The organism is Sulfuricystis thermophila (assembly GCF_004323595.1).
GTDB lineage: Bacteria > Pseudomonadota > Gammaproteobacteria > Burkholderiales > Rhodocyclaceae > Sulfuricystis > Sulfuricystis thermophila.
In genome coordinates, this window is record NZ_AP019373.1 from 1,048,157 (window position 1) to 1,073,958 (window position 25,802).

At 64.2% G+C, this 25,802-nt stretch carries 25 protein-coding genes; 6 read left to right on the forward strand and 19 right to left on the reverse strand.

Annotation, left to right across the window (positions count from 1 at the left end):
• Positions 1 to 31: 31 nt before the first annotated feature.
• Genes M52SOB_RS05355 through M52SOB_RS05370 form a run of 4 tightly spaced genes read right to left on the reverse strand, consistent with a single transcriptional unit; the run spans position 32 to position 3,176 of the window.
• Positions 32 to 1,471 (reverse strand): PhoH family protein, encoded by a 1,440-nt coding sequence (locus M52SOB_RS05355; protein ID WP_131110917.1) that lies wholly within the window; start codon positions 1,469 to 1,471, stop codon positions 32 to 34.
• Positions 1,472 to 1,498: 27 nt separating this feature from the next.
• On the reverse strand, positions 1,499 to 1,981 hold the full coding sequence (locus M52SOB_RS05360; RefSeq protein WP_284155218.1) for a peroxiredoxin: 483 nt from the start codon (positions 1,979 to 1,981) through the stop codon (positions 1,499 to 1,501).
• Positions 1,978 to 2,796 (reverse strand): polysaccharide deacetylase family protein, encoded by an 819-nt coding sequence (locus M52SOB_RS05365; protein WP_131110919.1) that lies wholly within the window; start codon positions 2,794 to 2,796, stop codon positions 1,978 to 1,980. The genes M52SOB_RS05360 and M52SOB_RS05365 overlap by 4 nt, the downstream gene beginning before the upstream one ends.
• Entirely contained in the window at positions 2,793 to 3,176 is a 384-nt protein-coding gene (locus M52SOB_RS05370) for an Mth938-like domain-containing protein (RefSeq protein WP_131110920.1), read from the reverse strand. Before M52SOB_RS05370 ends, M52SOB_RS05365 begins: the two co-directional genes overlap by 4 nt.
• 111 nt (positions 3,177 to 3,287) lie before the next feature.
• Here M52SOB_RS05370 and M52SOB_RS05375 point away from each other — a divergent pair, with 111 nt between their 5' ends.
• Genes M52SOB_RS05375 through thrC form a run of 4 tightly spaced genes read left to right on the forward strand, consistent with a single transcriptional unit; the run spans position 3,288 to position 8,450 of the window.
• Positions 3,288 to 4,514: a pyridoxal phosphate-dependent aminotransferase gene (locus M52SOB_RS05375; RefSeq protein WP_131110921.1), complete on the forward strand. Its 1,227-nt coding sequence runs from the start codon at positions 3,288 to 3,290 to the stop codon at positions 4,512 to 4,514.
• Positions 4,515 to 4,548: 34 nt separating this feature from the next.
• Complete coding sequence (locus M52SOB_RS05380) at positions 4,549 to 5,871, forward strand: homoserine dehydrogenase (protein ID WP_131110922.1); 1,323 nt, start codon at positions 4,549 to 4,551, stop codon at positions 5,869 to 5,871.
• 11 nt (positions 5,872 to 5,882) lie between these two features.
• The gene (locus M52SOB_RS05385; protein WP_131110923.1) at positions 5,883 to 6,995 is read left to right on the forward strand and encodes a hypothetical protein; all 1,113 of its coding nucleotides are present in this window, start codon (positions 5,883 to 5,885) and stop codon (positions 6,993 to 6,995) included.
• 15 nt (positions 6,996 to 7,010) lie between these two features.
• Positions 7,011 to 8,450 carry a threonine synthase gene (gene thrC, locus M52SOB_RS05390; protein WP_131110924.1) on the forward strand — a complete coding sequence of 480 codons (1,440 nt, stop codon included), beginning with the start codon at positions 7,011 to 7,013 and terminating at the stop codon, positions 8,448 to 8,450.
• On the opposite strand, the gene M52SOB_RS13915 is transcribed toward thrC, so the two are convergent.
• A complete protein-coding gene (locus M52SOB_RS13915) occupies positions 8,437 to 8,574 on the reverse strand; it encodes a hypothetical protein (protein ID WP_172601753.1) in 138 nt (45 codons plus the stop codon). The two genes, thrC and M52SOB_RS13915, sit on opposite strands and share 14 nt — an antisense overlap.
• Before the next feature lie 207 nt (positions 8,575 to 8,781).
• On the opposite strand from M52SOB_RS13915, the gene M52SOB_RS05395 reads away from it, so the two are divergent.
• Positions 8,782 to 9,078 carry an HU family DNA-binding protein gene (locus M52SOB_RS05395; RefSeq protein WP_131110925.1) on the forward strand — a complete coding sequence of 99 codons (297 nt, stop codon included), beginning with the start codon at positions 8,782 to 8,784 and terminating at the stop codon, positions 9,076 to 9,078.
• Between the two features lie 53 nt (positions 9,079 to 9,131).
• Here the strand turns inward: M52SOB_RS05395 and M52SOB_RS05400 are convergent, their stop codons facing one another.
• Positions 9,132 to 10,349 (reverse strand): MFS transporter, encoded by a 1,218-nt coding sequence (locus M52SOB_RS05400; protein ID WP_131110926.1) that lies wholly within the window; start codon positions 10,347 to 10,349, stop codon positions 9,132 to 9,134.
• A 69-nt stretch (positions 10,350 to 10,418) separates the two neighbouring features.
• Here M52SOB_RS05400 and gltX point away from each other — a divergent pair, with 69 nt between their 5' ends.
• Positions 10,419 to 11,813: a glutamate--tRNA ligase gene (gltX, locus tag M52SOB_RS05405; RefSeq protein WP_172601754.1), complete on the forward strand. Its 1,395-nt coding sequence runs from the start codon at positions 10,419 to 10,421 to the stop codon at positions 11,811 to 11,813.
• Here gltX and M52SOB_RS05410 read toward each other — a convergent pair.
• The 13 genes from M52SOB_RS05410 to M52SOB_RS05470 all read right to left on the reverse strand — a co-directional run bounded on the left by M52SOB_RS05410 (position 11,810) and on the right by M52SOB_RS05470 (position 25,495).
• Positions 11,810 to 12,520 carry an outer membrane lipoprotein gene (locus M52SOB_RS05410; RefSeq protein ID WP_131110927.1) on the reverse strand — a complete coding sequence of 237 codons (711 nt, stop codon included), beginning with the start codon at positions 12,518 to 12,520 and terminating at the stop codon, positions 11,810 to 11,812. The genes gltX and M52SOB_RS05410 overlap by 4 nt on opposite strands.
• 81 nt (positions 12,521 to 12,601) lie before the next feature.
• The gene (gene mnmC / locus M52SOB_RS05415; RefSeq protein ID WP_131110928.1) at positions 12,602 to 14,500 is read right to left on the reverse strand and encodes a bifunctional tRNA (5-methylaminomethyl-2-thiouridine)(34)-methyltransferase MnmC2/FAD-dependent 5-carboxymethylaminomethyl-2-thiouridine(34) oxidoreductase MnmC1; all 1,899 of its coding nucleotides are present in this window, start codon (positions 14,498 to 14,500) and stop codon (positions 12,602 to 12,604) included.
• Positions 14,497 to 16,002: a lysine--tRNA ligase gene (gene lysS, locus M52SOB_RS05420; protein WP_131110929.1), complete on the reverse strand. Its 1,506-nt coding sequence runs from the start codon at positions 16,000 to 16,002 to the stop codon at positions 14,497 to 14,499. The genes mnmC and lysS overlap by 4 nt, the downstream gene beginning before the upstream one ends.
• A gap of 14 nt (positions 16,003 to 16,016) precedes the next feature.
• A protein-coding gene (gene prfB / locus M52SOB_RS05425) for a peptide chain release factor 2 (RefSeq protein WP_131110930.1) occupies positions 16,017 to 17,121 on the reverse strand; the annotation gives its coding sequence in 2 pieces (ribosomal slippage) (positions 16,017 to 17,039 and positions 17,041 to 17,121; 1,104 coding nt in all).
• A gap of 53 nt (positions 17,122 to 17,174) precedes the next feature.
• Complete coding sequence (locus tag M52SOB_RS05430) at positions 17,175 to 18,761, reverse strand: peptide chain release factor 3 (RefSeq protein ID WP_131110931.1); 1,587 nt, start codon at positions 18,759 to 18,761, stop codon at positions 17,175 to 17,177.
• A 68-nt stretch (positions 18,762 to 18,829) separates the two neighbouring features.
• A complete protein-coding gene (locus M52SOB_RS05435; RefSeq protein ID WP_131110932.1) occupies positions 18,830 to 20,104 on the reverse strand; it encodes a Glu/Leu/Phe/Val family dehydrogenase in 1,275 nt (424 codons plus the stop codon).
• 77 nt (positions 20,105 to 20,181) lie between these two features.
• Positions 20,182 to 21,297 carry an acetate/propionate family kinase gene (locus M52SOB_RS05440; protein ID WP_131110933.1) on the reverse strand — a complete coding sequence of 372 codons (1,116 nt, stop codon included), beginning with the start codon at positions 21,295 to 21,297 and terminating at the stop codon, positions 20,182 to 20,184.
• An 11-nt stretch (positions 21,298 to 21,308) separates the two neighbouring features.
• Complete coding sequence (locus tag M52SOB_RS05445; protein ID WP_131110934.1) at positions 21,309 to 22,721, reverse strand: bifunctional enoyl-CoA hydratase/phosphate acetyltransferase; 1,413 nt, start codon at positions 22,719 to 22,721, stop codon at positions 21,309 to 21,311.
• A gap of 39 nt (positions 22,722 to 22,760) precedes the next feature.
• Positions 22,761 to 23,546 carry a M90 family metallopeptidase gene (locus tag M52SOB_RS05450; RefSeq protein ID WP_131110935.1) on the reverse strand — a complete coding sequence of 262 codons (786 nt, stop codon included), beginning with the start codon at positions 23,544 to 23,546 and terminating at the stop codon, positions 22,761 to 22,763.
• A gap of 53 nt (positions 23,547 to 23,599) precedes the next feature.
• Positions 23,600 to 24,373, reverse strand: a complete 774-nt coding sequence (locus tag M52SOB_RS05455) for a peptidyl-prolyl cis-trans isomerase (protein ID WP_131110936.1) — start codon at positions 24,371 to 24,373, stop codon at positions 23,600 to 23,602.
• A 20-nt stretch (positions 24,374 to 24,393) separates the two neighbouring features.
• Complete coding sequence (locus tag M52SOB_RS05460) at positions 24,394 to 24,654, reverse strand: BolA family protein (RefSeq protein ID WP_131110937.1); 261 nt, start codon at positions 24,652 to 24,654, stop codon at positions 24,394 to 24,396.
• Positions 24,651 to 24,950 carry a YciI family protein gene (locus tag M52SOB_RS05465; RefSeq protein ID WP_131110938.1) on the reverse strand — a complete coding sequence of 100 codons (300 nt, stop codon included), beginning with the start codon at positions 24,948 to 24,950 and terminating at the stop codon, positions 24,651 to 24,653. The genes M52SOB_RS05460 and M52SOB_RS05465 overlap by 4 nt, the downstream gene beginning before the upstream one ends.
• Entirely contained in the window at positions 24,950 to 25,495 is a 546-nt protein-coding gene (locus M52SOB_RS05470) for a septation protein A (RefSeq protein WP_131110939.1), read from the reverse strand. The genes M52SOB_RS05465 and M52SOB_RS05470 overlap by 1 nt, the downstream gene beginning before the upstream one ends.
• Positions 25,496 to 25,802: the final 307 nt, after the last annotated feature.

Consider the following 25,802-nt stretch of genomic DNA (forward strand, 5'->3'; position numbering starts at 1 on the left):
CGGCGCTGGTGGAACGGCACTTTTACGACGGTTACAGCACCTCGGCGGCGTGATCGGCTAGCCGTGAGCGCTCGCCGCGCTGCAGGGTGATATGGCCGGCGTGCGGCCAACCCTTGAAGCGATCGACGACGTAGGTGAGACCCGAAGACCCCTCGGTGAGATACGGTGTGTCGATCTGCGCGATGTTGCCAAGACAGACCACCTTGGTGCCAGGACCGGCACGCGTGATCAGCGTCTTCATCTGCTTCGGCGTCAGGTTCTGGGCTTCGTCGATGATCAGGAACTTGTTGAGGAAGGTGCGGCCGCGCATGAAGTTCAGCGACTTGATCTTGATGCGGCTACGGATCAGGTCCATCGTCGCGGCGCGCCCCCAATCGCCCGAGTAATTGCCTTTGTCGCCATCGTCGAGCGGTTTGTTGAGCACGTCGAGGTTGTCTTCGAGCGCGCCCATCCACGGCGTCATCTTTTCCTCCTCGGTGCCGGGCAAAAAGCCGATGTCCTCGCCGACCGGCACGGTGACGCGCGTGATGATGATCTCGGAGAAGCGCTTCTGCTCCAGCGTCTGTGTCAGCGCCGCGGCGAGCGTGAGCAGCGTCTTGCCGGTGCCGGCCTGACCGAGCAGCGTGACGAAGTCGATGTCCGGATGCATCAACAGGTTCAGCGCGAAATTCTGCTCGCGGTTCCGGGCCGTGATGCCCCAGACGGCATTCTTGCCATGCGAATAGTCGATCAGGGTTTCCAGCTCCACCGTCTTGCCGGCGTGCGCACGGACCCAGGCCTGCAAGGGTTGCGGGCCTTCCTGCCAGACGAATTCGTTGATCAGCAGATCGGCGCACAGCGGCCCGCTGATACGGTAGTAGGTGCGGCCATCCTTTTTCCACGATTCCAGTCCCTGCGCGTGGCTTTCCCAGAAGTCGGCAGGCAATTCGAGGCTGCCGGTGTAGAGCAGGTCAGTGTCTTCGAGTACCTTGTCGTTGAAATAGTCTTGCGCTTCTAGACCCAGGGCGCGGGCCTTGATGCGCATGTTGATGTCCTTGGTGACGAGGATCACCGGCCGTTTCGGATGCTTCTGGCGCAGGTGTAGCGCGACGGCGATGATCTGGTTGTCGGCACGCGAGGTCGGCAGCGAAGCTGGCAGGAGACCGTTGATCGCCTCGGTCTGCAAAAACAGCCGGCCGCTCGCCAGGCCACGCGACGGCGCGGCGAGGTCGATGCCTTCCTGGATGTCTTCCTCGCTGCCGGTGACGATCTCATCCAGCATGCGGCTTGCCTGCCGCGCGTTGCGCGCCACTTCCGACATGCCCTTCTTGTTGGCGTCGAGCTCTTCCAGCGTCATCATCGGCACGAACAGGTCGTGCTCCTCGAAGCGGAACAGACAGGTCGGATCGTGCATCAAGACGTTGGTGTCGAGCACGAACAATTTGGTGGGTTTGCTGGATTTGGCATGCTTGGCGGTGCGTTTGGCGTTCATCGGTTCTCGGGGCGGGGGGTGGCGAGGTCAGAGGGATTTCACGGCGTCGAGCACGTCGGCCGCGTGGCCATCCGCCTTCACGCCGCGCCATTCGCGTGCCAGGCGGCCGGCGGGATCGATCAGGAAGGTGCTGCGTTCGATGCCACGCACCTGTTTGCCGTAGAGATTTTTCATTTTGATGACGCCGAACAGACGGCAGGCCGTCTCGTCGGCATCGCAAAGCAGCTCGAAAGGCAGGCCGAGCTTGGCCTTGAAGTTTTCATGCGACTTCAGGCTGTCGCGGGAGACGCCCCAGACCGTGGCGCCCAGCGCGACGAAGGCATCGTGGAGGTCGCGGAACTGGCCGGCCTCGGTGGTGCAGCCCGGCGTGCTGTCCTTTGGATAGAAATAGAGCACGACGGCTCGACCGCGCAGTGCGGAGAGCTGGAAAGTCTGCCCTCCGGTGGCCGGCAGGGAAAAGTCGGGCACGGTCTGGCCGACGTGCGGCACTGAGACGGAAGCCTCATTCATTGCGGAGTTCTCCATTCAGAGAGGAATTCATCCCCTTGCAGCAGCACGGGGCGGGAATGGCCGGGGACCGTGCCGAAGATGATTTCATGGCGCGGCAACTGATCGATGACGAATCCAGCAGCGAATACGTCGAGTGAAACGATCCGATAGCCTTGGCTGCGCCAGCCGGCGAGCAGACGCTGGAAATGCTGCGGCGCCTTCCCGAGTGCCCGGCTGGCCGTGAGGTTGAAGACATGGCCGAAGCGTGGTGGTTGTGCGGTCAGCGCCAGCAGGGCATCGACTGCGTCCGCCATTCCCTTGCCTGAGGCGACGGCCAGTTCGTCGAAAGTCGGCAGGGTGACCGGGATTTGTGGACAGCGCACGATCTCGCCATTCCAGACGGGAATGAAGGGGTGACGCCCGCGGGTGTCGCTGGCCCGGGCGAAACCGAGGCGCTGTGTCAGGCGCAGGGCGTGCGGATTTCCCTGCCAGCCGGGCGCCGCCGTCAATTGCGGCGCACAGCCGAAGGTTTTCTCGAACGCCGCTCGGGCTTGGGCGAACTGCTCGCTTACCCAGACGGCCGGCGCCGCAGCGGCCCGTTTGAGCCACTGGCTCGGCTGCCAGCCGAAAATGCCGGTATCGAAGCCGGCGGCGGGCACCTGTTCGAGTAGGCTGCGGGCATGGCGCGCGGGTGAGCGACCGAGCCAGTCATTACTCAATCCGAACAGAAAGCTCGCGCCGGCTTCCTGGCTTTGTAACAGAGCGATGAGTGCCGGCAGCGTGGCGCAGGCGCGATAGCCGGGAACCTCGATGCGCAGCGCGATCGTGGGTTTCATGCCGGGTCTTTTTCAAGGATCAGCGCGGCCAGGGGCAGACGTCCTTCGCCGACCAGGATGTTGTAGGTGCGGCAGGCGGCCGCCGTGTCCATGATCTCGAAACCGCGGCCGGCTTCGACCAGCGGACGCAACAGTTCGGGTGCCGGGAAGCGCTGACGGCGGCCGGTACCGAGCAGCACCACATCGCAGGAAAAGGCAGCGAGGTGCACGACATGCTCGATGCTCAGACCGGCATAGGCATCGGGGCCCCATTGCTCGTCGAGGCGATCGGGCAGGAGCAGCAGGCTGCGCGTCAGCACACGGCCGCCTACCGCAATGAAATCACTGGCGTAAGCAGTGACGATGTTGTCGTTGCCGTGGGGATCGGGTTGAAGCTTCAAGGCGGGTCTGTGGGCAAAGCTGCGTGCGGCCGCGGCATGCTTGCGATTGCCGCAGGGCGGGTCATTCGGTAGGATTATAACCTTTCGTTTTTTTCGTCCTCACTAGCCGTCATGCAGCCCATCCTCAAATCCACCAAGCTTGCCAATGTTTGTTACGACATCCGCGGTCCGGTGTTGGCACGGGCCCGGCAGATGGAAGAGGAGGGGCACCGCGTCATCAAGCTCAACATCGGCAACCCGGCTGCCTTCGGTTTCGAAGCGCCGGAGGAGATCGTCGTCGACGTGATCCGCAACATCCGCGATGCCTCGGGCTACTCGGATTCGAAGGGCCTGTTTTCGGCGCGCAAGGCGGTGATGCATTACAGCCAGCAGAAGAAGATCCCCGGGGTGACGATCGACGACATCACACTCGGCAACGGTGTCTCGGAACTGATCGTGATGGCGATGCAGGGGCTGCTCAACAACGGTGACGAAGTGCTGGTGCCGGCGCCGGACTATCCGCTGTGGACCGCCGCGGTGAGTCTCTCCGGCGGCACGCCACGTCATTACCTGTGCGACGAAGGCGCCGGCTGGCTGCCGGATCTCGCCGACATTCGCGCCAAGATCACACCCGCAACACGTGCGATCGTGGTCATCAACCCGAACAATCCGACCGGTGCGCTGTATCCCGACGACCTGCTGCAAGGGATCGTCGACATCGCCCGGCAGCACGAATTGATCGTCTTCGCCGACGAGATCTATGACAAGGTGCTCTATGACGGCCGCAAACACACGTCGATCGCCAGCCTCGCCGACGACGTGCTGTTCATCACCTTCAACGGTCTGTCGAAGAACTATCGCGCCTGCGGCTTCCGCGCCGGCTGGATGATCGTCTCCGGTGAAAAGCGCCATGCCCAGGATTACATCGAGGGGCTGAACATCCTCGCCTCGATGCGGCTATGCTCGAACGTGCCGGGCCAGCATGCGATCCAGACCGCGCTGGGCGGCTATCAGAGCATCGAGGACCTGGTCGCGCCGCAGGGACGCTTGTGCAAGCAGCGCGATCTCGCCTGGGAGTTGCTGTCGAATATTCCCGGCGTCTCCTGCGTGCGGCCGCAGGCGGCGCTGTATTGTTTCCCGCGGCTGGATCCGAAGATGTATCCGATCGACAATGACCAGCAGTTCATCCTCGAACTGCTCGAAGAGGAAAAAGTCCTGCTGGTGCAGGGCAGCGGCTTCAACTGGCCGACCCCGGACCATTTCCGCGTCGTGTTCCTGCCCAACGTCGATGATCTCGCCGAGGCGATCGGCCGCATCGCCCGGTTCCTGGAAATGTATCGCAAGCGTCACGGCACCTGATTTTTCTCGTTTCTGATTCTTCGACCCAACATCCATGAAACCCATCCAAGTTGGACTGCTCGGCATCGGCACCGTCGGCGGCGGCACATTTACCGTCCTGGCCCGCAACGAAGCCGAAATCACCCGACGTGCCGGAAGGCCGATCCGCATCGTCCAGGTCGCGGACAAGAACCTGGAATTGGCCCGGCGTGTCACCGGCGGGAAGGTCGCTTTGACCGACGATGCCTTCGCGGTCGTAACCAATCCCGAGATCGACATCGTCGTCGAGCTGATCGGCGGCTACGGCATCGCCAAGGAGCTGGTGCTGAAGGCGATCGAGAACGGCAAGCATGTGGTGACCGCCAACAAGGCGCTGTTGGCCGTGCATGGCAACGAGATCTTCGCCGCCGCACAGCGGAAAGGCGTGATGATCGGCTTCGAGGCGGCGGTCGCCGGCGGTATCCCGATCATCAAGGCGCTGCGCGAGGGCTTGACCGCCAACCGCATCGAGTGGATCGCCGGCATCATCAATGGCACGACCAATTTCATCCTCTCCGAGATGCGCAACAAGGGTCTGCCCTTCGACGTGGTGCTCAAGGAAGCCCAGCGGCTGGGTTACGCCGAGGCCGATCCGACCTTCGACATCGAGGGCATCGACGCGGCCCACAAGCTGACGATCATGGCGGCGATCGCCTTCGGCATCCCGATGCAGTTCGACAAAGCCTATGTCGAAGGCATCAGCAAGCTGCAGGCGGAAGACATCCGCTATGCCGAGCAGCTCGGCTATCGCATCAAGCTGTTGGGCATCACCAAACGCCGCAAGCTCGATGGCCGGACCGCCATCGAACTGCGTGTGCACCCGACGCTGATCCCGGCCAAACGGCTGCTCGCCAACGTCGAGGGCGCGATGAACGCGGTGCTGGTGCAGGGCGACGCGGTCGGCGCGACGCTCTATTACGGCAAGGGCGCCGGCGCCGAGCCGACCGCTTCGGCGGTGATCGCCGATCTCGTCGATGTCACGCGCATGGCGACGGCCGATCCGGAAAACCGCGTGCCGCATCTCGCCTTCCAGCCCGATGCGGTGGCCGATCTGCCGATCCTGCCGATGGCCGAGGTGGAAAGCGGCTATTACCTGCGCATGCGCGTGGAGGACAAGCCGGGCGTGCTCGCCGACATCACGCGCATCCTCGCCGATGAGCAGATCTCGATCGATGCGATGGTGCAGCGCGAGCCCGCCGAGGGCGAGCAGCAGACCGACATCATCATCCTGACGCACGTCGTGCGCGAAAAGCAAGTCGACGCCGCGATCGCGAAGATCGAGGCACTGCCGGTGGTGAGCGGCAAGATCGTGCGCCTGCGGCTCGAAGAGCTGAGCTGAAACGCCACACGATGCTGGTCTGGCTGGGCGTCTGTGCCATCGTGGCCTTTCTGGCCGCATTGGCTGCGACGCTGGGTGCCGTGTCAGCAGCGCCGACTTTCCACATCGCTTTCGCAGTGGGCGCCTTGCCGCTGATCTTCGGCGCGATCGGCCACTTCGTGCCGGTGCTGACAAGAAGCCGCGCTCCCGCGCCGGTGATCCATTACCTGCCGCTCGTCGTACAGGCGGCGGGGATCCTCGTCCCGCCGGCACTGGCGGGATGGTTGCCGTACTGGACGCTGCATCTTTCCGCGACGGTCGATGCGGCTGCCGCGCTGCTGCTGTTATTCTGGATTTCCCGCCGGCTGCGGGCAGCGCTCGGCGCGCCGCATCCGGGTGCGCATTGGTATGGCGCGGCGCTGCTGTGCCTCTTCTTCGCCGTCAGTCTGGTGCCGGTCTGGCTGGCGGTGCCGGAGTTGCGCGCGGCGCTGCGCCTTTTCCACCTGCATCTCAATACGCTCGGTTTCATCGGTCTGGCGGCGCTCGGCACGCTGCCGGTGTTGTTGCCGACCGCGCTGCGGCAGCCTGAGCCGACGGCGGCCACGCGCTTGCGTATCGACCTCTTGCCGGCGCTCGTCGGGGTCGTGCTGGTCGCGGCCGGAGCGGCGACGGGCTTCTGGCTGGCCGTGCCTGGCGCCCTGCTGCTTTTCTGGGTGGTTGGGCGAGATCTTCGGGCCTGGTGGCGTGCCTACGGGCGCAAACTCGGCGCTGGCGAGACGGCACCTCTGCTGATCGCAAGCGTGGGATTCCTGTTACTCCTCGTCGTCGGCCTCGCGCATGGCGTGGGCTGGATCGCGGCTCGGCCGGCGCTTTCCGGCTATGTCGCGCTGTTTCTGCTGCCGCTCGTCAGCGGCGCGCTCGCGCAACTGCTGCCGGTCTGGCGTTATCCCGGGGCGGATTCACCGGCGCGTCAGGCGTTGCTGCACCGCCTGACCCGGGGTGGGCCTGTCCGGGCAGCGCTGTTCTTCGTTGCCGGACTGGCATTGCTGTTCGACCTACCCTTTGCAGGAGTTCCGGCGGCACTGGCGCTCGCCGACTTCGTCCTGCGCCTGATGGCCGCACTCTATAATCCGCGCCAGTCCTGATCTCTTCGCCCCGCCATGAAATACATCTCCACACGCGGCCATGCCACGCCGCAAGCCTTCTGCGACATCCTGCTCGGTGGTCTGGCGCCCGACGGCGGCCTCTATCTGCCCGAGAGTTATCCGCAGGTTTCCCGCGCCGAGCTCGCCGAATGGCGCGAGCTCCCCTATCCGGCGTTGGCGCTGAAGATCTTTTTGAAGTTCATCGACGACATTCCGGCCTGCGATCTGAAAGGCATCGTCGATCGCACCTACACCGCGCGCACCTACCCCTATTGCCGCCCAGGCCGCGATGCCTCTGACATCACGCCGCTCACCACGCTGGAACCCGGCTTTCACCTGCTGGAGCTGTCGAACGGACCGACGCTCGCCTTCAAGGACATGGCGATGCAGCTCTTGGGCAACCTGTTCGAATATGTGCTCGAGAAGCGCGGCGAGGCGATCAACATCCTGGGCGCCACTTCCGGCGACACCGGCTCGGCGGCCGAATATGCGATGCGCGGCAAGAAGAACGTGCGCGTCTTCATGCTCTCGCCCCACGGCAAGATGTCGGCCTTCCAGCGCGCGCAGATGTATTCGCTGCAGGATGAGAACATCATCAACATCGCCATCCGTGGCATGTTCGACGACTGCCAGGACATCGTCAAGCAGGTCGCCAACGATGCCGCCTTCAAGGCGAAATACAAGATCGGCGCGGTGAATTCGATCAACTGGGCACGCGTGTTGGCGCAGATCGTCTATTACTTCAAGGGCTATTTCGCGGCAACACAAAGCAACGACGAGGAAGTCGCCTTCGCCGTGCCATCCGGCAACTTCGGCAACATCTGCGCCGGGCACATCGCGCGCATGATGGGTTTACCAATCGCGCGGCTGGTGCTGGCCACCAACGAGAACGACGTGCTCGACGAATTCTTCCGCAGTGGCCGCTACCGGCCGCGCGGCAGCGCCGAAACCCATGTCACTTCGAGTCCGTCGATGGACATCTCGAAGGCCTCGAACTTCGAACGCTTCGTGTTCGACTTGGTCGGCCGCGATCCCGCGATGGTGCGTCAGCTTTGGGCGAAAGTCGATGCCGGGGAGGGTTTCGATCTGTCTGGCACGCCATTCATGGCGAAGCTGCCGCAATTCAGGTTCGTCTCCGGCAAGAGCACCCATGCCGACCGCTTGGCGACGATCCGCACCGTCTGGGAGCGGTATCAGGTCATGATCGACCCGCATACCGCCGATGCCGTCAAGGTGGCGCGCGAGCATCTGTTGCCTGAGGTGCCGATGATCGTGCTGGAGACCGCGCAGCCGGTGAAATTCGCCGAAACGATTCAGGAAGCCTTGGGAAGGGAGCCGACACGCCCGAAAGCGCTGGAAGGCATCGAGGGGTTACCGCAGCGCGTCGTCGTCATGGATGCCGATGCGGGGGCCGTCAAGGCGCTGATAGAAAAGGTCTGCACTACAGGTAGATGACGGCCGGGAAGACGGTGACCGCCAGTAGCAGCACCAACCATTCGAGGTTGTGCCGCGCCAGAAAACCGGTGAAGTGCAGCACCAGGATCGTGATGGCGATGATGTAGTAGAGAATGAAGAGCATCAAGCGAATTCCTCCTGCTCGGGGCGGCACGATAAACTTCTATTGGTCATTATAGCCAGCAGTGCCACCGGCATTGAGCCACTGCGAAAAATGCCACATTCGCGCGCCGGAGACGGGCAAATCGCTGCAATCCCCTTGACGGGCGGACCTGATATCCAGTTAGAATCTTGACGGCAATTTGGCCATCCAACTTGAGGAGCATTCAGCATGAACAAAGGGGATCTCGTCGAAGTCGTCGCCAAGAGCGCCGACATCAGCAAAGCCGCTGCCGCCAAAGCCCTGGACGCGATGATCGACGCCGTGGTCAAGTCCGTTGCCAAGGGCAATGCCGTGACGCTGGTTGGCTTCGGCACCTTCAAGGCGGCCAAGCGCGCCGCACGCACCGGTGTCAATCCGAAGACCGGCGAAAAGCTGAAGATCGCCGCCACCACCGTGCCGCGCTTCACTGCCGGCGCCGGCTTCAAGGCTGCCGTCGCGGGCAAGAAGAAGGCTGCCAAGAAGTAAATTCGCGCGACAGCACCCGTCGATTGCGGGGCACGGCGTTGCCGTGCCCTTTTTCATTGGTGCGCATGAATGCGCCGCCGAAAGACCAGGCCGGCGCCGAAGGCCAGCAGGCCGCAGCCGAACAGGGTCGATCGGACATCGAGATGCGCGCTGACCAGGCCCACCATCAGGCTGCCCAATGGTGCGATGCCGAGAAACGCCGTCGAGAAGATCGCCATCACCCGGCCACGGAAATGTTCTTCGACTTCCAGCTGGATCAAGGTGTTGCTGCCGGCGGCGGTGATCACGACTGAAAAACCGAGCAGCATCAGCAGCGGGTAAGCGAACTCGATCTTCGGCAGATAAGCGAACGCCGCCAGCATGATGCCGCCTGTCACCGCCGTACGCCCCACCAGGCGGTCGAGGCCGTCGCCGGCGCGTTTGCCACCCCGCCAGGCCAGCCATAACGCCGCGCAGAGCGAACCCGCCCCCGCGCTGCTGATCAACAGGCCGTAGGTGCGTGCATCGCCATGAAACAGGTCGCGCGCATACACCGGCATCATCACCACGTAGGGTGTGACGAAGAAGCTGAAGCAGGCGATCAGCAACAAGGTCAGCCGGATGCGCGGATGACGGATGGTGTAGATCAGCCCGTCGCGGAGCGCATCGAGGGCCGATTGCCGCGCCGGCGGCTTGCCGGGGACCGTGCGGATCGCTGCCAGCGCGGCGAGCACCGCCAGATAGGACAGGGCATTGAGCAGAAAGCAGGCGGCCTCGCCCGCCGTCGCGACGACCAGACCGGCGAGCGCCGGGCCGACGAAGCGCGAGCCATTCATCAAAAAGGAATTGAGACCGATCGCATTCGGCAGGGCACGCTTGTCCGGCACCATCTGCGCAACGAAAGCCTGGCGTGCGGGTAGATCGACGGCATTGATGCAACCGAGCGTGAAGGCGAGGGCGAGGAGCAGGGCCGGGGTGATCGTCGCCGTCGCGGTGAGCCCGGCGAGCAGCAGCGCCTGCAGCAGGGCGAGGAACTGGGTGAGGATCAACAAACGGCGTCGGTCGAGGCGGTCGTTCCAGACGCCGGCGGGAATCGAAAACAGCAGGATCGGCAGCTGGCTGGAGAAGCCGACCAGACCGAGCATCACGGTCGAATCGGTGAGCCGGTAGGCGAGCCAGGTCATCGCGATGTGCTGCATCCAGGTGCCGATCAGCGAGACCAGCTGGCCGGCGAAAAACAGCCGGAAATTGCGTGACTGGAAGGCGGGAAAACGCCGGGATAGAGCAAGCATTCCGCGATGCTACGGGATGGTGACGCCGCCGGTCACGCTAAAATTCGAATTTTTCCCGGCCTATCCACCATGACCGTCCGTACCCGTTTCGCTCCCAGCCCGACCGGCTATCTGCACATCGGTGGTGCACGCACTGCGCTGTTCGCCTGGGCCTATGCGCGCCACCATGGCGGGCAGTTCATCCTGCGCATCGAGGATACCGACATCGAGCGCTCGACGCCGCAAGCCGTCCAGGCGATCCTCGACGGCATGCGCTGGCTGGGGCTCACCCCCGACGAGGGGCCGTTTTTCCAGACGCAGCGCATGATGCGCTACAAGGAAGTGATCCAGCAGATGCTGGCGGCAGGCACTGCGTATCACTGTTACATGAGCAAGGAAGAGCTCGACGCCTTGCGCGCCGAGCAGGAGGCGAGAAAGGAAAAACCGCGCTACGATGGCCGCTGGAGGCCTGAGCCGGGCAAGACGCTGCCGACGCCGCCTTCTGGGGTACAGCCGGTGGTGCGCTTCCGGAACCCGACCGACGGCGTGGTCGCCTGGGATGACCTGGTCAAAGGGCACATCGAGTTCAGCAATGCCGAACTCGACGACTTCATCATCGCGCGTGCCGATGGCACGCCGACCTACAACTTCTGCGTCGTCGTCGATGACTGGGATATGCGGATCAGTCATGTGATCCGCGGCGACGACCATGTCAACAACACGCCGCGGCAAATCAACCTCTTGAAGGCGCTCGGTGCGCCGCTGCCGCGCTACGGCCATCTGTCGATGATCCTCGGACCGGACGGCACCAAGCTCTCGAAACGTCATGGCGCGGTGTCGGTGATGCAGTACGACGAGGACGGCTATCTGCCGGAAGCGGTGCTGAACTATCTCGCGCGGCTGGGCTGGTCGCACGGCGACGATGAGATCTTCAGCATGGAACAGTTCATCCAGTGGTTCGATCTCGATCACATCACCTCGTCGGCGGCACAGTTCAACACCGAAAAGCTCAACTGGCTGAACGCCCATTACATCAAGCATTGCGACGATGAACGGCTGGGTGAGGAAATCCGCCGGCGGCTGGTGCGCGAGGGGGTGGTCGATACCGCCTTTCCCGAGCCGGCGGCGATTGCGGCCTTGTACAAGGATCGGGTCCAAAACCTCAATGAGCTGGCCGATGCCGCGCATCCGTTCTATGTCGCGCCGCATCCGTCCGAGGAGCTGCGGACGCAGCATCTGACCGATGGCGCCCTGGCCGCCTTGCGCGATCTGCGCTGCCGTCTCGCCAGCGCCGAATTTGTGCCGGAAGCCGTGGCGAAGGCGCTCAAGGAGACGCTCGCCGCGACGGGACTCAAGATGCCGCAGGTGGCGATTCCGTTGCGCGTCGTGCTGCTCGGTCAGACGCAAAGCCCGTCCATCGACCGCGTGCTCGCGGTGATGGGACGGGAAGAAGTGTTGAAGCGGCTGGACGCGGTGCTGGGTTAATCCCTCACCAGCGTGCCATTCTCGATGCGCACGCGCTCGCCGATCTGCCAGCCGGGCACCATGTCCATCATCACCGAGCGCGTGGTGCCATCGTTCATGCGCACGATGACTTCGTAACGCGTCGTCTTGCGCTGCGATTTCTCGATCTGGTGACCGGCATAGGCGCCGCCGGCTGCGCCGGCCACGGTGGCGAGTTTCTTGCCGGTGCCGCCACCGATCTGGTGGCCGAGGATCGCGCCGACCACGCCACCGGCCACGGCGCCGAGACCCGTGGCCTCGCCCGGCTGGGTGATCTCACGAATATTGTCGATCACGCCACAGTTGCCGCAGACCGGTGGAGCTGGGGGGGCCGGCGGGGCGGCGACGGGGGCCTGGGCGATCTCGGTTGGTGCCGGATATGCGGCGGGCTTCGATGCGGGCTTGGGCGCCGTTCTGGCGACGGGTTTCGGTGCGCTTTGCTCGACAGGGGCGGCCTGTGCGACGGGTTGCGCCGTGCCAGGGGTCTTCGGTTCGCCGGCCGGCGCTGCGGTAACGGCAGTGTTGCTGGCGACTGCGGGCGTCTCCGCTGAGGTCGCCTTGCCGCTGGGCAGCCAGCCGTTGATCGCCGCAATGCCGAACAGCGAGAAGACGGTGACGGCGATCGCCGCGATGGCGACGAGCGGGTGCAGACCTGCTTTGGCCGGGGGGTTCGGGACGGTCGTGGTCATGCGAATGCCTCCTTGTTGGTCGTTGGGTGTGGCAAGCATAACGCGAGACCGTTGCCGGCGGTGGACGCGCGCAACAGTTGGTTACATTTCGCTGCGCCCTTTCCAGGCAAAGCGCGCCGGATCGACCGCGGCGGCGAGTTCGTGCCCGATCGGCAACGGTTCGCCGCAGATCTGGCTGGCGAGCAGTTCGGCCATCAGCGGTGCCCAGACGAAGCCGCGCGCGCCATAACCGCTGGCGACGAACAGTCCCGGCCAGCACGGCCATTCGACATGCGCGAGCGGGCGTGGCTCGCATGTCGACAGCGGCAAGGCGCCGACCAGCGGCAGTTTGTCCGGCGAGACCGGCCGCAGCGCGACGCGGCCGGTGAGATTTTCCGCCGTGAAGCGCTCGCCCCAGCCGGGGAGCATGGCTTCCAGCCGGGCGAGATTTGCGGCATGTTCATCGAGGCTCGGCGTCAGATCACGGCTGCGCTTGAAGCTGGCGCCCAGGCTGGCGATACCGTCGTGCGGCGGGGCGAGATAGCCTTCGCGGCAGACGACGCAGCGCAGCGGCTGGGGAAGCGCGGCTGCCGGCAGATGGGTGGTCTGGCCGCGAAAGCAGAGGATCGGCAGATGCGCCGCCTGCGGTAGCCCAGCAATCCCATGGGCATGGGCGAGGATGACCGCTGCACCTTCCCACAGCGGCTTGCCCGCGGCATCGAGGAGACGCCAACCGTCGTCCGTGCCGGCCAATGCGGCCACGGACGTGGCGAGGCGGAGGGTGACGGCCGGCCCGGCCTGCGCCAGCAAGGCCTGAGCGAGTGAGGTGGGGGCGACCCAGCCGGCGCGGGGAAACCACCAGCCCGGGCCGGCTACCTCGGCGCCGACGATGTCCGCTGCCGATGCCGCATCGAGAAACTGCACGAAGTCGTGGGGGAGACCCTGATCGGCGACGATACTCGCCTGTTTCTGGGCGTGCGAGTCATCACGGGCGATCTGGAACACGCCGCAACGCCCGCTGGCGACCGCGTGGCCGCCAGCGGCGAGCGCATCGAGACGGTGCAGTGCATAGAGAAAGGCACCCTGGTTCAGGCGCGCCAGGCGTGTTGCATCGACGGCCAGGGCTGGCAGCAGGATCGCCTGGTGATTGCCGGAGGTCTCGGCGGCGATGCGCTCACGCCGCTCGAACAGCGTGACTTCCAAACCGCGTGACGCGAGTCGTTCGGCGCAGGCGAGCCCGGCGATGCCGGCGCCGATCACGGCGATTTTCCGGCCGCCGAAACTCGGCGCTGGCGGAACGGCACCTTCGGGATATTGGCCGACGAGCATCTCGCGTTTGCTGCCGAAACCGGTGCGACGCTCGACATGGAAGCCCGCCGCGGCGAGATTGCGCCGCACCTCGCCCGCCACCGTCCAGGTGGCGAGTGTCGCGCCGGGAGCGGCGAGCCAGGCCAGATCCTCGCAAACCTTCCTCGACCACATCTCGGGATTTTTTGCCGGCGAGAAACCGTCGAGATAAAAGGCGTCGAAACGTCCGGCGATGTCGCCGAGCACCGTCTGCGCCGCGCCGAAGACCAACGTCAGCGTGATGGCGCCGCCTTCGAAATGCAGCCGGTGGAAGCCGGGAATCAGGCTGGGCCAGGCTGCGCGCAATCGGGCAGCGAGCGGCGCGAGGGCAGGGAATCTTTCATGCAGCCGTGCGAGATCCTCGGCCCGAAACGGGTGTCGCTCGATCGCGAAATAATGCAGCCGACGTCCGGGGGCTTCCTGCCACGCCTGCCAGGTGGCGAGGAAGTTGAGACCGAGGCCGAAGCCGGTTTCCAGGATGGCGAAATCGCGCCCCCGCCAGCGCGCGGGCAGATCGTTGCCGGCGAGGAACACATGACGGGCCTGTTCGAGGCCGCCGCTGGCGGAGTGATAGACGTCGCCGAAAGCTGGCGCGTAGGGTACGCCGTTGCCGTCGAACGCGAGCTCGGCGGGAACGATCGGCGCCGGCTTCACTCAGGTCGCATCTGCGGAAAGAGGATCACGTCGCGGATCGACGGCGAGTCGGTGAGCAGCATCACCAGCCGGTCGATGCCGATGCCGCAGCCGCCGGTGGGCGGCAGCCCGTATTCGAGCGCGCGGATGTAGTCGGCATCGAAATACATTGCCTCCTCATCACCGGCGGCCCGTGCCTTGGCCTGCTCCATGAAGCGTGCCGCCTGATCCTCGGGATCGTTCAATTCCGAGAAGCCATTGGCAATCTCGCGGCCGACGATGTAGAGCTCGAAACGTTCGGTGATCTCGGGATTCCGGTCGGAGCGTCGCGCCAAGGGCGAGACTTCGGTCGGATAGTCGATGATGTAGGTCGGCTCCCACAGCTCGGCCTCGGTGGTTTCCTCGAACAGCTGCATCTGCAGGGTGCCCAGCCCCGCATTGGGCTTGATCTCGACCTGGAGATCGGCGAGCTTGTGGCGCAGCCAGCCGGCATCATTCAGCATCGTCAGGCTGTAACCCGGATGATAGGCGTGGATCGCCTCGACGGTGGTCATGCGGCGGAAGGGCTTGGAGAGATCGAGCGTGCGCCCCTGATAGTCGAAGACCTCGGTGCCGAGCGCCTCGCGCGCCGCATGGCGGATCAGCCCTTCGGTGAAGTCCATCAGCGTCTTGTAGTCGGCATAGGCCTCATAAAACTCCATCATCGTGAATTCGGGATTGTGGCGCGGCGAGAGACCTTCGTTGCGGAAGTTACGGTTGATCTCGAACACCTTCTCGAAGCCGCCGACGACTAGGCGTTTCAGATACAGCTCCGGCGCGATGCGCAGGAACAGATCCATGTCGAGCGCATTGTGATGGGTGACGAAGGGCTTCGCTGCGGCGCCGCCGGGGATCGGATGCATCATCGGCGTCTCGACTTCGAGGAAGCCGTGATGCACCATGTAGTTGCGGATCGACTGGATCATCCGCGAGCGGGCGACGAAGGTGAAGCGCGTCTCCTCGTTGGTGATCAGATCCAGATAGCGCTGGCGGTACTTCTGCTCGACGTCGGTCAGGCCGTGGAACTTTTCCGGCAGCGGGCGCAGGCACTTCGAGAGCAGATGAATCTCCGTGCATTGCACGGTGAGCTCGCCGGTCTTGGTCTTCATCAGCGTGCCCACCGCCCCGACGATGTCGCCCAGATCCCACTTCTTGAAGTCCTCATACACCGCCTCGCCGACATTGTCGCGAGTGACATAGAACTGAATGCGGCCGGAGAGATCCTGCACGGTGATGAAGCTCGCCTTGCCCATCACACGCTTCAACATGATGCGGCCGGCGACGCTGACGGCGATTGGCGTGGCTTCCAGTTCCTCCTTGCTTTTCTCGCCGTAGAGCTCGTCGAGACGTGCAGCGAGGTTCTCGCGCCGGAAGTCGTTCGGATAGGCGCGGCCGGTCGCGCGCCAGGCTTTGAGCTTTTCGCGGCGCTCGGCGATGATGTGGTTCTCGTCGACTGGCGGGGCGGCTGGGATGTTGTCGCTCATGGCAATGCTTTCTGTCAAACGCCTTGCTTCAGGCTGGCTTCGATGAAGGGATCGAGATCGCCGTCGAGCACCTTCTGGGTGTTGGAGATCTCGACATTGGTGCGCAGGTCCTTGATGCGCGACTGATCCAGCACATAGCTTCTGATCTGGTGTCCCCAGCCGACATCGGTCTTCTGCGCTTCGAGCTTGTCGGCTTCCTCGCGGCGCTTGCGCATTTCCAGCTCGTAGAGGCGTGATTTGAGCATCGCCATCGCCTCGGCGCGGTTCTTGTGCTGCGAGCGGTCGTTCTGGCACTGCACGACGATGCCGGTCGGCAGGTGGGTGATGCGCACCGCCGAATCGGTCTTGTTGATGTGCTGACCGCCGGCGCCGGAAGCGCGGAAGGTGTCGATGCGCAAATCCGCCGGATTGATCTCCACTTCGATCGAATCGTCGATCTCGGGATAGACGTAGATGCTGGCGAAGCTGGTGTGACGACCGCCGGACGAATCGAAAGGCGACTTCCTCACCAGGCGATGCACGCCGGTCTCGGTGCGCAAAAAGCCGTAGGCATAATCGCCCTCGACCTTGATCGTCGCGCTGCGAATACCGGCGACGTCACCATCGGTCTGTTCGAGGATCTCGGTCTTGAAACCCTTTTTCTCGCAGTATTTCAGATACTGGCGCAACAGCATGCTGGCCCAGTCGCAGGCTTCGGTGCCGCCGGCGCCGGCCTGAATGTCGATGAAGCAGTTGTTCGGGTCGGCCGGATTGTTGAACATGCGACGGAATTCGAGGTCGGCGACCTTCGCTTCGACGGCGGCGAGATCGCTCTCGACGGCGGCGAGCGTCTCTTCGTCTTCCTCCGCCTTGGCCATCTCGAGCAGCTCGCGCGCATCGGCGAGGCTGTTCTTCACGCCTTCCAGCGTGAGCACCACGGCTTCGAGGGATTTTTTCTCCTTGCCCAGGCTCTGGGCGCGCTCGGCATCGTTCCAGATGCCGGGGTCTTCCATCAGGCGATTGATTTCGGCGAGCTTCTCGGACTTCGCATCGAAGTCAAAGATACCTCCGCAGTTGGTCGCCGCGGGCTTCGAGGTCGGCGATGCGGTTGGCCAGGCTGTTCAGGCGTTCGGCTTCCATGGTGTGTTCCTGGTTTCAAAGCTTGGATTATACGGTTTGCCGTTTTGCGCCCATCAGTGGATTTCACGCGTCTCCAGAAAGACGATGTCCGGATGGCGCTCCATCGTCATCTGCAGATTGACGCGGTTGGGGGCGAGATAGACATAGTCTCCCGCGCCGTCGAGCGCGATGTTGGCCGGCGTCTTGTCGATCAGGGCTTTCAGCGCGAGCTCGGAACCGCGTAGCCAGCGCGCGGTGGCGACATTCACCGGCTCGAAGAAGCAGTCGACGCCGTATTCGTGTTCGAGCCGGTGGGCGACCACGTCGAACTGCAACAGGCCCACCGCGCCGAGGATCAAGTCGTTGCCGTGCAAGGGCTTGAACAATTGTGTCGCGCCTTCCTCGGCGAGCTGCTGCAAGCCTTTCTGCAGCTGCTTGATCTTCATCGGATTGCGGATTTGCGCGCGACGGAAATGCTCGGGCGCAAAGCAGGGGATGCCGGTGAATTTGAGGTCCTCGCCTTCGGTGAAGCTGTCGCCGAGCACCACGGTGCCGTGGTTCGGAATGCCGATGATGTCGCCCGGCCAGGCTTCGTCGGTCGTGTTGCGATCCTGCGCCATGAAGGTGATCGCGTTGTTGACCGCCAGCGTCTTGCCCGTCGACAGTTGCTTCAGCTTGATGCCACGCGTGTAATGGCCGGAGCAGACGCGCACGAAGGCGATGCGGTCGCGGTGCTTCGGGTCCATGTTGGCCTGGATCTTGAAGACGAAGCCGGTGAATTTCGGCTCCAGCGGCTCGACCATGCGGGGAGCGCCGTTGCTGATCGCCGGTCGATGCTGCGGCGGGGGCGAGAGGTCGACGATCGCGTCGAGGAGAGACTGCACGCCGAAGTTGTTGATCGCCGAGCCGAAGAACACCGGCGTCTGCCGGCCCGCGAGATAGGCCTCCTTGTCGAAGGGGTGCGAGGCGCCTTTGACGAGTTCCACCTCATTGCGCAGTTCTTCGGCCTGCAGTCCAAGCAAGGCGTCGAGCTCGGGGTTGTCGAGCTTTTCGATGACGCGCGAGGTGCCTTTCTCGGCCTGCGGATCGAAGAAATAGACGCAGTCGTCGTAGAGGTCATAGACGCCGCGGAACGATTTCCCCATGCCGATCGGCCAGGTCATCGGCGCGCACTGGATCTTCAGCACGTCCTCGATTTCGTCGAGCAGGTCGATGGGTGAGCGGCCCTCGCGGTCGAGCTTGTTGATGAAGGTGAGGATCGGCGTGTCCCTGAGCCGGCAGACGTTCAAGAGCTTGATCGTCTGCGCCTCGACGCCGTTGACCGAATCGATCACCATCACGGCCGAGTCGACGGCGGTGAGGGTGCGGTAGGTATCCTCGGAAAAGTCCTCATGGCCGGGAGTGTCGAGGAGATTCACCATGCAGTCGCGGTAGGGGAACTGCATCACCGAACTGGTCACCGAGATGCCGCGCTGCTTTTCCAGCTCCATCCAGTCGGAAGTCGCATGCCGCGCGGCTTTCCGCGCGCGCACCTCGCCGGCGACCTGGATCGCACCGCCAAACCAGAGCAGCTTTTCGGTCAGCGTCGTCTTGCCCGCGTCCGGGTGGGAGATGATGGCGAAGGTGCGGCGGCGGGCGATCTCGTGGGCGAGCTTGGACATGGCGGCGGGAACGAGCAAAAACCGCGCATTATAAAAGTCGGCGCTGGCGAGACGGCACGCCGAACGGATTATGGGTATAGACCGCGCCGATCGCGTGCTTCCAGCACCCGGGTGCAGGCGATGATGAAGGCGGCGGTGCGCAGCGAGACCTTGCGTTCCTCGGCGAGCTCGGCCATGGCACGCACCGCATTGGCCATGATCGTTTCGAGGCGGGCGTTGATTTCGTCCTCGTTCCAGAAGAAGCTGGAAAAATCCTGCACCCATTCGAAATAGCTCACCGTGACGCCGCCGGCGTTGGCGATCACGTCGGGCACGACGATGATGCCGCGTTCGGCGAGGATGTCGTCCGCCGCCGGCGGTGTCGGGCCGTTGGCGCCTTCGACGACGAAACGTGTCTGCACACGAGAGGCGCGCTCGGGCGTGAGCTGCCCTTCCAGCGCGGCCGGGACGAGGAATTCGCAGGGCGTATTCCAGAAGGCTTCGTCGTCGATCGGTGTGGCACCCGGGAATTCGGCCAGCCGGTGCCCTGCCTCGACATGACGGAGGGCGGCAGCGATGTCGATGCCGGCCGGATTGGCGATGCTGCCGCTGGCATCCTGCAAGGCCACGACGCGTGCCCCGGCGGCGGCAAAACATTGCGCGGCGATGGAACCGACGTTGCCGAAGCCCTGCACGACCACGCGGGTGCCGCTTACCTCGATCCCATGGCGGCGGGCGATCTCTCTGGCGGCGATGAACACACCGCGGCCGGTCGCCTCGCGTCGGCCCAGGCTGCCGCCGAGGCAGAGCGGTTTGCCGGTGACCACGCCGGTGACCGTTTCGCCCTGGCCGGTGGAGTAGGTATCCATCATCCAGGCCATGATCTGCTGGTCGGTACCGACATCCGGTGCCGGAATGTCGCGCGTGGGCCCCAGCAGGATGCCGATCTCCGAGGTATAGCGCCGGGTCACGCGTTCGAGTTCGGCGCGCGAGAGCGTCTCCGGTGCGACGCGCAGACCGCCTTTCGCGCCACCGTAGGGCAGGTTGAGCGCGGCATTCTTGATCGTCATCCAGCCGGCGAGTGCCATCACCTCATTGAGCGTCACGCCGGGGTGAAAACGCACGCCGCCCTTGCCCGGCCCGCGCGAGACATTGTGGTGCACGCGATAGCCCTCGAAGTGCGCGAGCGAGCCGTCGTCGCGATGGATCGGCACATCGACGATGAAAACCCGCTTTGGCCGCTTGAGCGTTTCGATCCAGACGCCAAGCCGGCCGAGATGGGGCGCGACGCGGTCGATTTGTTCGAGGAAACTGGCCCAGGGCTCCGGGCGGGCAGGGTCGAGGAAGGAGAGCACCGTATTCATGGCGCTATTGTGCGCGCGATTGGCTCGCTCCGGCAATGGCCGCTATGGCTCGGCGCTGGCGAGACGGCACGGCATGCTCAGCCGATCAGCTCGTCGGCATGGCGCGCCAGCATCCATTCCTCGTTGGTCGGCAGGACGAGCACGGTCGCCTTGCTGGCTGGCGTGCTGATGCGCTCCTGATGGTTCGCATTGGCCGCGGGATCGACTTCCACGCCCAGCCAGCCGAGCTGCCGGCAGACCCGCTCCCGCACCGGCGCGGCGTGTTCGCCGATGCCGCCAGTGAATACGAAGGCATCGAGGCCGCCCAGCGCGGCGGCGAGCGAGCCGGTCTCACGCACGATACGGTAGCAAAAGAGCTCGACGGCCTCTTGCGCCTCGGGCCGGTCGGAGACCAGCAGCACGCGCATGTCGGCGGAGATGCCCGAGACGCCCAGCAGACCGGATTCCTTGTAGAGGAGGCGGGTGAGCGCCTGCGTGTCCATGCCGGCGTAATCCATCAGATAGAGAAGAACGCCGGGATCGAGGCTGCCGGTGCGCGTGCCCATCATCAACCCTTCGAGCGCCGTGAAGCCCATCGTCGTCGCCTGGCTTTGCCTACCCAGCATGCCGCACATCGAGGCGCCGTTACCCAGATGGGCGACGATGACGCGGCCATTGGCGCGCCCGGCGTCGAGATGCCGCGGCAGTGTCTCGGCGATGTATTCGTAGGATAGGCCGTGGAAGCCATAGCGGCGCACGCCCTGCGCCGTGATGTGGCGCGGCAGCGCGAAGCGCTGGGCGATCTCTGGCTGGGTGCGATGGAAGGCGGTATCGAAGCAGGCGATCTGGGGAACGTCCGGCAGGGCGGCCTGCATCGCCTCGATGCCGGCGAGATTGTGCGGCTGATGCAGCGGCGCGAGCGGAATGAAGGCCTTGAGCTGCGCGAGGTGGGCATCGTCGATCACGATCGGCTGTGCGTAGCGTTCGCCGCCATGGACGACGCGGTGGCCGACGCCGACGATCGTCCAGTCGGCGGCCTGCGCGCGCACCCAGTGCAGCAGGCGCTCGATGGCGGCGCGATGAGCGCCGTCTTCGCTGCCGACCTCGATCAGGCCAGCGAATTCGGGCTTGGCCGGGATGGGATCGCCACGCCGGAACAGTGCATATTTGATCGTGGCGGACCCGCAGTTCAGGGTCAGTAGGGCATCAGCCATCGTGCGCGCGCTTACTTGCAGGTGCCGCGTTTGCAATGGGCCATGACGACGGCAATCGCCGTCGAGGCGGTGCGCGTTTGCGCCGAATCGGCGCGGCTGGTGAGCACGATCGGCACGCGTGCGCCGAGCACGATGCCGGCGGCGAGCGCATCGGCGAGATATTCGAGCTGCTTGGCGAGCATGTTGCCGGATTCGATGTCCGGCACCAGCAGGATGTCGGCCTGGCCGGCCACCGCCGATTTGATGCCCTTGGTGCGCGCGGCGACCACCGAGATCGCGTTGTCGAAGGCCAGCGGGCCGTCGAGGATACCGCCCTGGATCTGGCCGCGGTCGGCCATCTTGCATAACGCAGCGGCGTCGAGCGTGGCGGGCATCTTGGCATTCACCGTCTCGACCGCGGCGAGCAGCGCGACCTTGGGCTCGGGAATCTTCAGCATGTGTGCCAGATCGATTGCGTTTTGCACGATGTCGACCTTGGTCGGCAGATCGGGGGCGACATTGACCGCGGCATCGGTGATCAGGAGCGGGCGCGGATAGGTCGGCACGTCCATCATGAAGACGTGGCTGATGCGCCGGTCGGTGCGCAATCCGGTGGCCTTGTCGACGACTTCGCTCATCAGCTCGTCGGTGTGCAGACTGCCTTTCATCAGCGCCTCGACGAGCCCCTCGCGCGCCAGCGCGACGCCGGACTCGGCGGCCGCATGGCTGTGCGGCACATCGAGGAACTGGCAGCCGTAGAGGCTCAGGCCCAGCTCTTCGGCCAGCGCGCGGATGCGTTTTTCCGGCCCGACCAGGGTCGGATCGATCAGACCGCGATCGCGTGCCAAGAGCGCCCCTTTTAGCGATTCGGCATCGCAGGGGTGTACCACGGCCATCGGGATCGGCGCCAGCCCCGCGGTGATTTCCAGCAGATGTTCGTAGCGCGCGGTCTTGGTCGCCGAGAGCTTGATCTCCGGCAGTGCGACCTTCATGCGCTTGATCTTTTCGATCGGCGCGATCACCTCGGCGGTGCCGCTGATGACCAGCTCGCCGTCCTGGTTGGTGCAGCGGCAGTCGAACAGGATGTGGTCGTTGTGATCGAACTTGCGCTTGCAGGTGACGGTGGCGGTGAGCGTGTCGCCGATGCGCACGACGCGGTCGAAATGCAGGTTCTGGTCGACGTAGATCGTGCCGGGGCCGGGAAACTGCGTGCCGAGGATGTTCGAGAACAGCATCGCCCCCCACATGCCATGGCCGACGACCTCGCGGAACTGCGACGAGCGCGCGTATTCCGGATCGACATGGGTCGGGTTCATGTCGCCGGAGATGATCGCGAACATCTGGATGTCTTCGGGCCGCAGCGTGCGCGTCAGCGAAGCGGAATCGCCGACCTGGATCTCATCAAAGGTGCGGTTTTCGATGGTGTCGATGAAGTCGTGGCTCATGATGAGGGCCGGGATGAGGGTGAGATGCGTATTGTGACCTCAGGCTTGTTGCAATGCAACAACGTTGCCGGTGTCTCGCAGTGGGTCCTGTCGGTAGAACAGCGCGAGCTGCGCATACACGGCCGGATATGCGGCCATCAAGAGATCGGGTGCTTCGAAGAAGACTTCGCTCGTGACGGCGAAGAATTCGCTCGGATGCTCGGCGGCGTAAGGGTCGATGGCCGTTTTCTCGCCGGCCTCGACACGGCGGCAGAAATCGTCGAAGGCCGACTGATAGGCGGCGCTCCAGTCGGCGGCGCGCATTTCGGCGTGCAGCCGCGGCATGCCATCGACCGCGCCGTTGGTCATGTCGAGCTTGTGGGCGAATTCGTGGATGACGATGCTGACATCGCCGGGCTCGGTCGGGTCGTCGAACCATGAAAGCAGCACCGGGCCGCCTTCCCAGGCTTCGCCGAGCACGGGGTCGTCGTATTCATGGACGACGCCGTCTTCATCGACGATCTGGCGCGGGATGACGAAATCGCCGGGATAGACGACGATGCCGATCCAGCCGCGATACCAGTCGAGACCGAGGTTGAGGATCGGCAGGCAGGCCTGCAGTGCGATCGAGAGTTGGATCTGGGCGGTCAGTTGCAGGCCTTGTGCGCCGCTCCATTCCTTGCTGGCGATGAATTCGCGCGCCAGCGCGCGCAGGCGTTGGCGATCCTCTTCCCCCAGCCGGTCGAGGAAGGGCAACGGGTATTCCGCCTCACGCCATTGGTCCGCGGTGATCTCGATGCGGCTGGCGGCGCGCTCACGCCGCCAGTTGCGCCAGGCTTCGAACATGAGCGCCGCCGTTGTGCTGGCGGATGTGCCGTCCTGCCAGCGCCGAGTTTCGCTTACTCGACCTTGGCTTTCGCGCGCAGATCGAGGATGTGCTTCTCGACGGCCTGCTGACGCAGCCGCTGGACGATCTGCGGCTTGACCTCGTCGAGGGCGGGCGCCTTCAGTTCGCGCACGTCGTCGAGCTGGATCACATGCCAGCCGAAATTGCTCTGCACCGGGGTTTCGGTGAACTTGCCCTTGGCGAGCTTGACCATCGCGTCGGCGAAGGCCGGCACGTAGCTGGCCTTGTTCGCCCAGCCGAGCTCGCCGCCCTTGTCCTTCGAACCGGGGTCCTTGGAAACCTTGGCCAGCTCCTCGAACTTCTGGCCCGCCTTGAGCTTGGCGATGATGTCCTTGGCTTCCTCCTCCTTGTCGACGAGGATGTGGCGCGCCTTGTATTCCTTGTCGCCGAGTGCGTTCTTGATCGCGTCGTATTCCTTCTTGATTTCATCGTCGCTGATCTTGAGGGTCTTGGCGTACTCGTTGAGATAGGCGCCGATCAGCACGCCCTGGCGGGCGAGATCGATTTGCGCCTGCACATCGGGTTTCTTGTCGAGCCCTTTGGCGGTGGCGGCCTGCGCCAGCACTTCGCGGCGTACCAGTTCTTCCTTGACGGCTTTTTCGAGTTCGGGTGTCTTGGCCTGGCCCTGCGCCAGCTGGTGGGCGATCAGGACCTCGGCGCGGCTGGCGGGGATGGGTTTGCCATTGACCTTGGCGATCGGGTCGGCGGCAAGGGTTGTCGAGGAGGCAAAAGCGAGCAGAGCAAGCGACAGCAAAGTGCGTTTCATGGCGGGTGTCCGGGTGAAAATTAGGTTTCTTCGGGGGTCTTGGCGGTGATGCTCAGCGCATGAATACGGGCACCGGGCAGATCGCCGATGGCATCATACACCAGGCGATGACGCTGCAAGGTCGTCAGCCCGGCGAAGCAGGGCGCGACGATACGGATCGCGTAATGACCGCCTTCCTTCGCACCGGCATGGCCGGCATGCTGGGCGCTGTCGTCGCGGATCTCGAGTGCGCTGGGAGAGAGCGTCGCCAGGCGAGCGCGGATCAGTTCGACGGTGCTCATGGTAGAACCTTCTTGAAGGGTTTCACCGTCACGCTGGCATAGACGCCGGCGGCGACGTAGGGATCGGCCGCCGCCCAGGCCTGGGCGGCTTCGAGCGAGTCGAACTCGGCGACGATCAGGCTGCCGGAAAAGCCAGCCGGGCCGGGGTCTGGGCTGTCGATGGCCGGGCAGGGGCCGGCGAGGATCAGTCGGCCGGCGGCCTGCAAGGCCTGCAGCCGCTCGAGATGAGCGGGGCGCGCGGCGAGGCGCTTGTCGAGACTGCCCGGGGCGTCGGTGCCGAGGATCATGTAGAGCATCAGGAGTGTTCCTTCTCGGTGGGTTCGATGTATTTGGCGAGCAAGAAACCCTGGGCGACGACGAAGGCGAGCATCAGGCCCATGCCACCGAACAGTTTGAAATTCACCCAGGCGTCCTCGCTGAAATTGTAGGCGACGTAGAGGTTGAGTAGCCCCATCGCGGCGAAGAAGGCCGCCCAAGCGAGATTGAGGCGGTTCCAAATGGTCTCGGGCAGGGTCATCTGTTTTTCCATCATGGCGCGGATCAGGTTCTTCTTGAAAAGCCAGGCCGAACCGAGCAGCACCAGCGCGAAGAGCCAGTAGAGGATCGTCGGCTTCCATTTGATGAAGGTCGGGTCGTGCAGCAGGAGCGTCATGCCGCCAAAGACGACGATCAGCACCAGGCTCACCCAGAGCATCTTGTCGACCTTGCCGTGGCGGAAATGCACCCAGCCGATCTGCGCGAAGGTGGCGACGATGGCGACACCGGTGGCGACATAAATGCCGGCGAACTTGTACGCCACGAAAAACAGGATGACCGGAAACAGGTCGAAGAGGAACTTCATGGTCGAGTGCCTATAATCTCGAAACCTCTGTCTAACGCGCATGCCGGCAATCGGCACCCGCGGAGGATGAAATACCATGCGCAAAAATAAACGCCCGCCCTCCCCCAGCCTGTCCCACGGCCGGCTTTGCACAGCCGGCCGGCTCCGGCGGCGCGAAGCAGTGCTTCGCGAAACCCCGCCTCCGCCCCTCGCGGGAGGGGAGACTTCATGCGCGGCTTGCGCCGCGAAAGTAGGCTGCCATCAAGGAAAACGAAGGGTGGCGCTCTTTTTGCTATGTGTTTCACGTTAACTTTTGCCGCGCGGGCGG

Excerpts from the sequence above, each read along its gene's own strand:
- M52SOB_RS05355 (WP_131110917.1), bottom strand. The coding sequence starts at position 1,471 with ATGAACGCCAAACGCACCGCCAAGCATGCCAAATCCAGCAAACCCACC.
- M52SOB_RS05360 (WP_284155218.1), bottom strand. The coding sequence starts at position 1,981 with ATGAATGAGGCTTCCGTCTCAGTGCCGCACGTCGGCCAGACCGTGCCC.
- M52SOB_RS05365 (WP_131110919.1), bottom strand. The coding sequence starts at position 2,796 with ATGAAACCCACGATCGCGCTGCGCATCGAGGTTCCCGGCTATCGCGCC.
- M52SOB_RS05375 (WP_131110921.1), top strand. The coding sequence starts at position 3,288 with ATGCAGCCCATCCTCAAATCCACCAAGCTTGCCAATGTTTGTTACGAC.
- M52SOB_RS05380 (WP_131110922.1), top strand. The coding sequence starts at position 4,549 with ATGAAACCCATCCAAGTTGGACTGCTCGGCATCGGCACCGTCGGCGGC.
- M52SOB_RS05385 (WP_131110923.1), top strand. The coding sequence starts at position 5,883 with ATGCTGGTCTGGCTGGGCGTCTGTGCCATCGTGGCCTTTCTGGCCGCA.
- thrC (WP_131110924.1), top strand. The coding sequence starts at position 7,011 with ATGAAATACATCTCCACACGCGGCCATGCCACGCCGCAAGCCTTCTGC.
- M52SOB_RS13915 (WP_172601753.1), bottom strand. The coding sequence starts at position 8,574 with ATGCTCTTCATTCTCTACTACATCATCGCCATCACGATCCTGGTGCTG.
- M52SOB_RS05395 (WP_131110925.1), top strand. The coding sequence starts at position 8,782 with ATGAACAAAGGGGATCTCGTCGAAGTCGTCGCCAAGAGCGCCGACATC.
- M52SOB_RS05400 (WP_131110926.1), bottom strand. The coding sequence starts at position 10,349 with ATGCTTGCTCTATCCCGGCGTTTTCCCGCCTTCCAGTCACGCAATTTC.
- gltX (WP_172601754.1), top strand. The coding sequence starts at position 10,419 with ATGACCGTCCGTACCCGTTTCGCTCCCAGCCCGACCGGCTATCTGCAC.
- M52SOB_RS05410 (WP_131110927.1), bottom strand. The coding sequence starts at position 12,520 with ATGACCACGACCGTCCCGAACCCCCCGGCCAAAGCAGGTCTGCACCCG.
- lysS (WP_131110929.1), bottom strand. The coding sequence starts at position 16,002 with ATGAGCGACAACATCCCAGCCGCCCCGCCAGTCGACGAGAACCACATC.
- M52SOB_RS05430 (WP_131110931.1), bottom strand. The coding sequence starts at position 18,761 with ATGTCCAAGCTCGCCCACGAGATCGCCCGCCGCCGCACCTTCGCCATC.
- M52SOB_RS05435 (WP_131110932.1), bottom strand. The coding sequence starts at position 20,104 with ATGAATACGGTGCTCTCCTTCCTCGACCCTGCCCGCCCGGAGCCCTGG.
- M52SOB_RS05440 (WP_131110933.1), bottom strand. The coding sequence starts at position 21,297 with ATGGCTGATGCCCTACTGACCCTGAACTGCGGGTCCGCCACGATCAAA.
- M52SOB_RS05445 (WP_131110934.1), bottom strand. The coding sequence starts at position 22,721 with ATGAGCCACGACTTCATCGACACCATCGAAAACCGCACCTTTGATGAG.
- M52SOB_RS05450 (WP_131110935.1), bottom strand. The coding sequence starts at position 23,546 with ATGTTCGAAGCCTGGCGCAACTGGCGGCGTGAGCGCGCCGCCAGCCGC.
- M52SOB_RS05455 (WP_131110936.1), bottom strand. The coding sequence starts at position 24,373 with ATGAAACGCACTTTGCTGTCGCTTGCTCTGCTCGCTTTTGCCTCCTCG.
- M52SOB_RS05460 (WP_131110937.1), bottom strand. The coding sequence starts at position 24,654 with ATGAGCACCGTCGAACTGATCCGCGCTCGCCTGGCGACGCTCTCTCCC.
- M52SOB_RS05465 (WP_131110938.1), bottom strand. The coding sequence starts at position 24,950 with ATGCTCTACATGATCCTCGGCACCGACGCCCCGGGCAGTCTCGACAAG.
- M52SOB_RS05470 (WP_131110939.1), bottom strand. The coding sequence starts at position 25,495 with ATGAAGTTCCTCTTCGACCTGTTTCCGGTCATCCTGTTTTTCGTGGCG.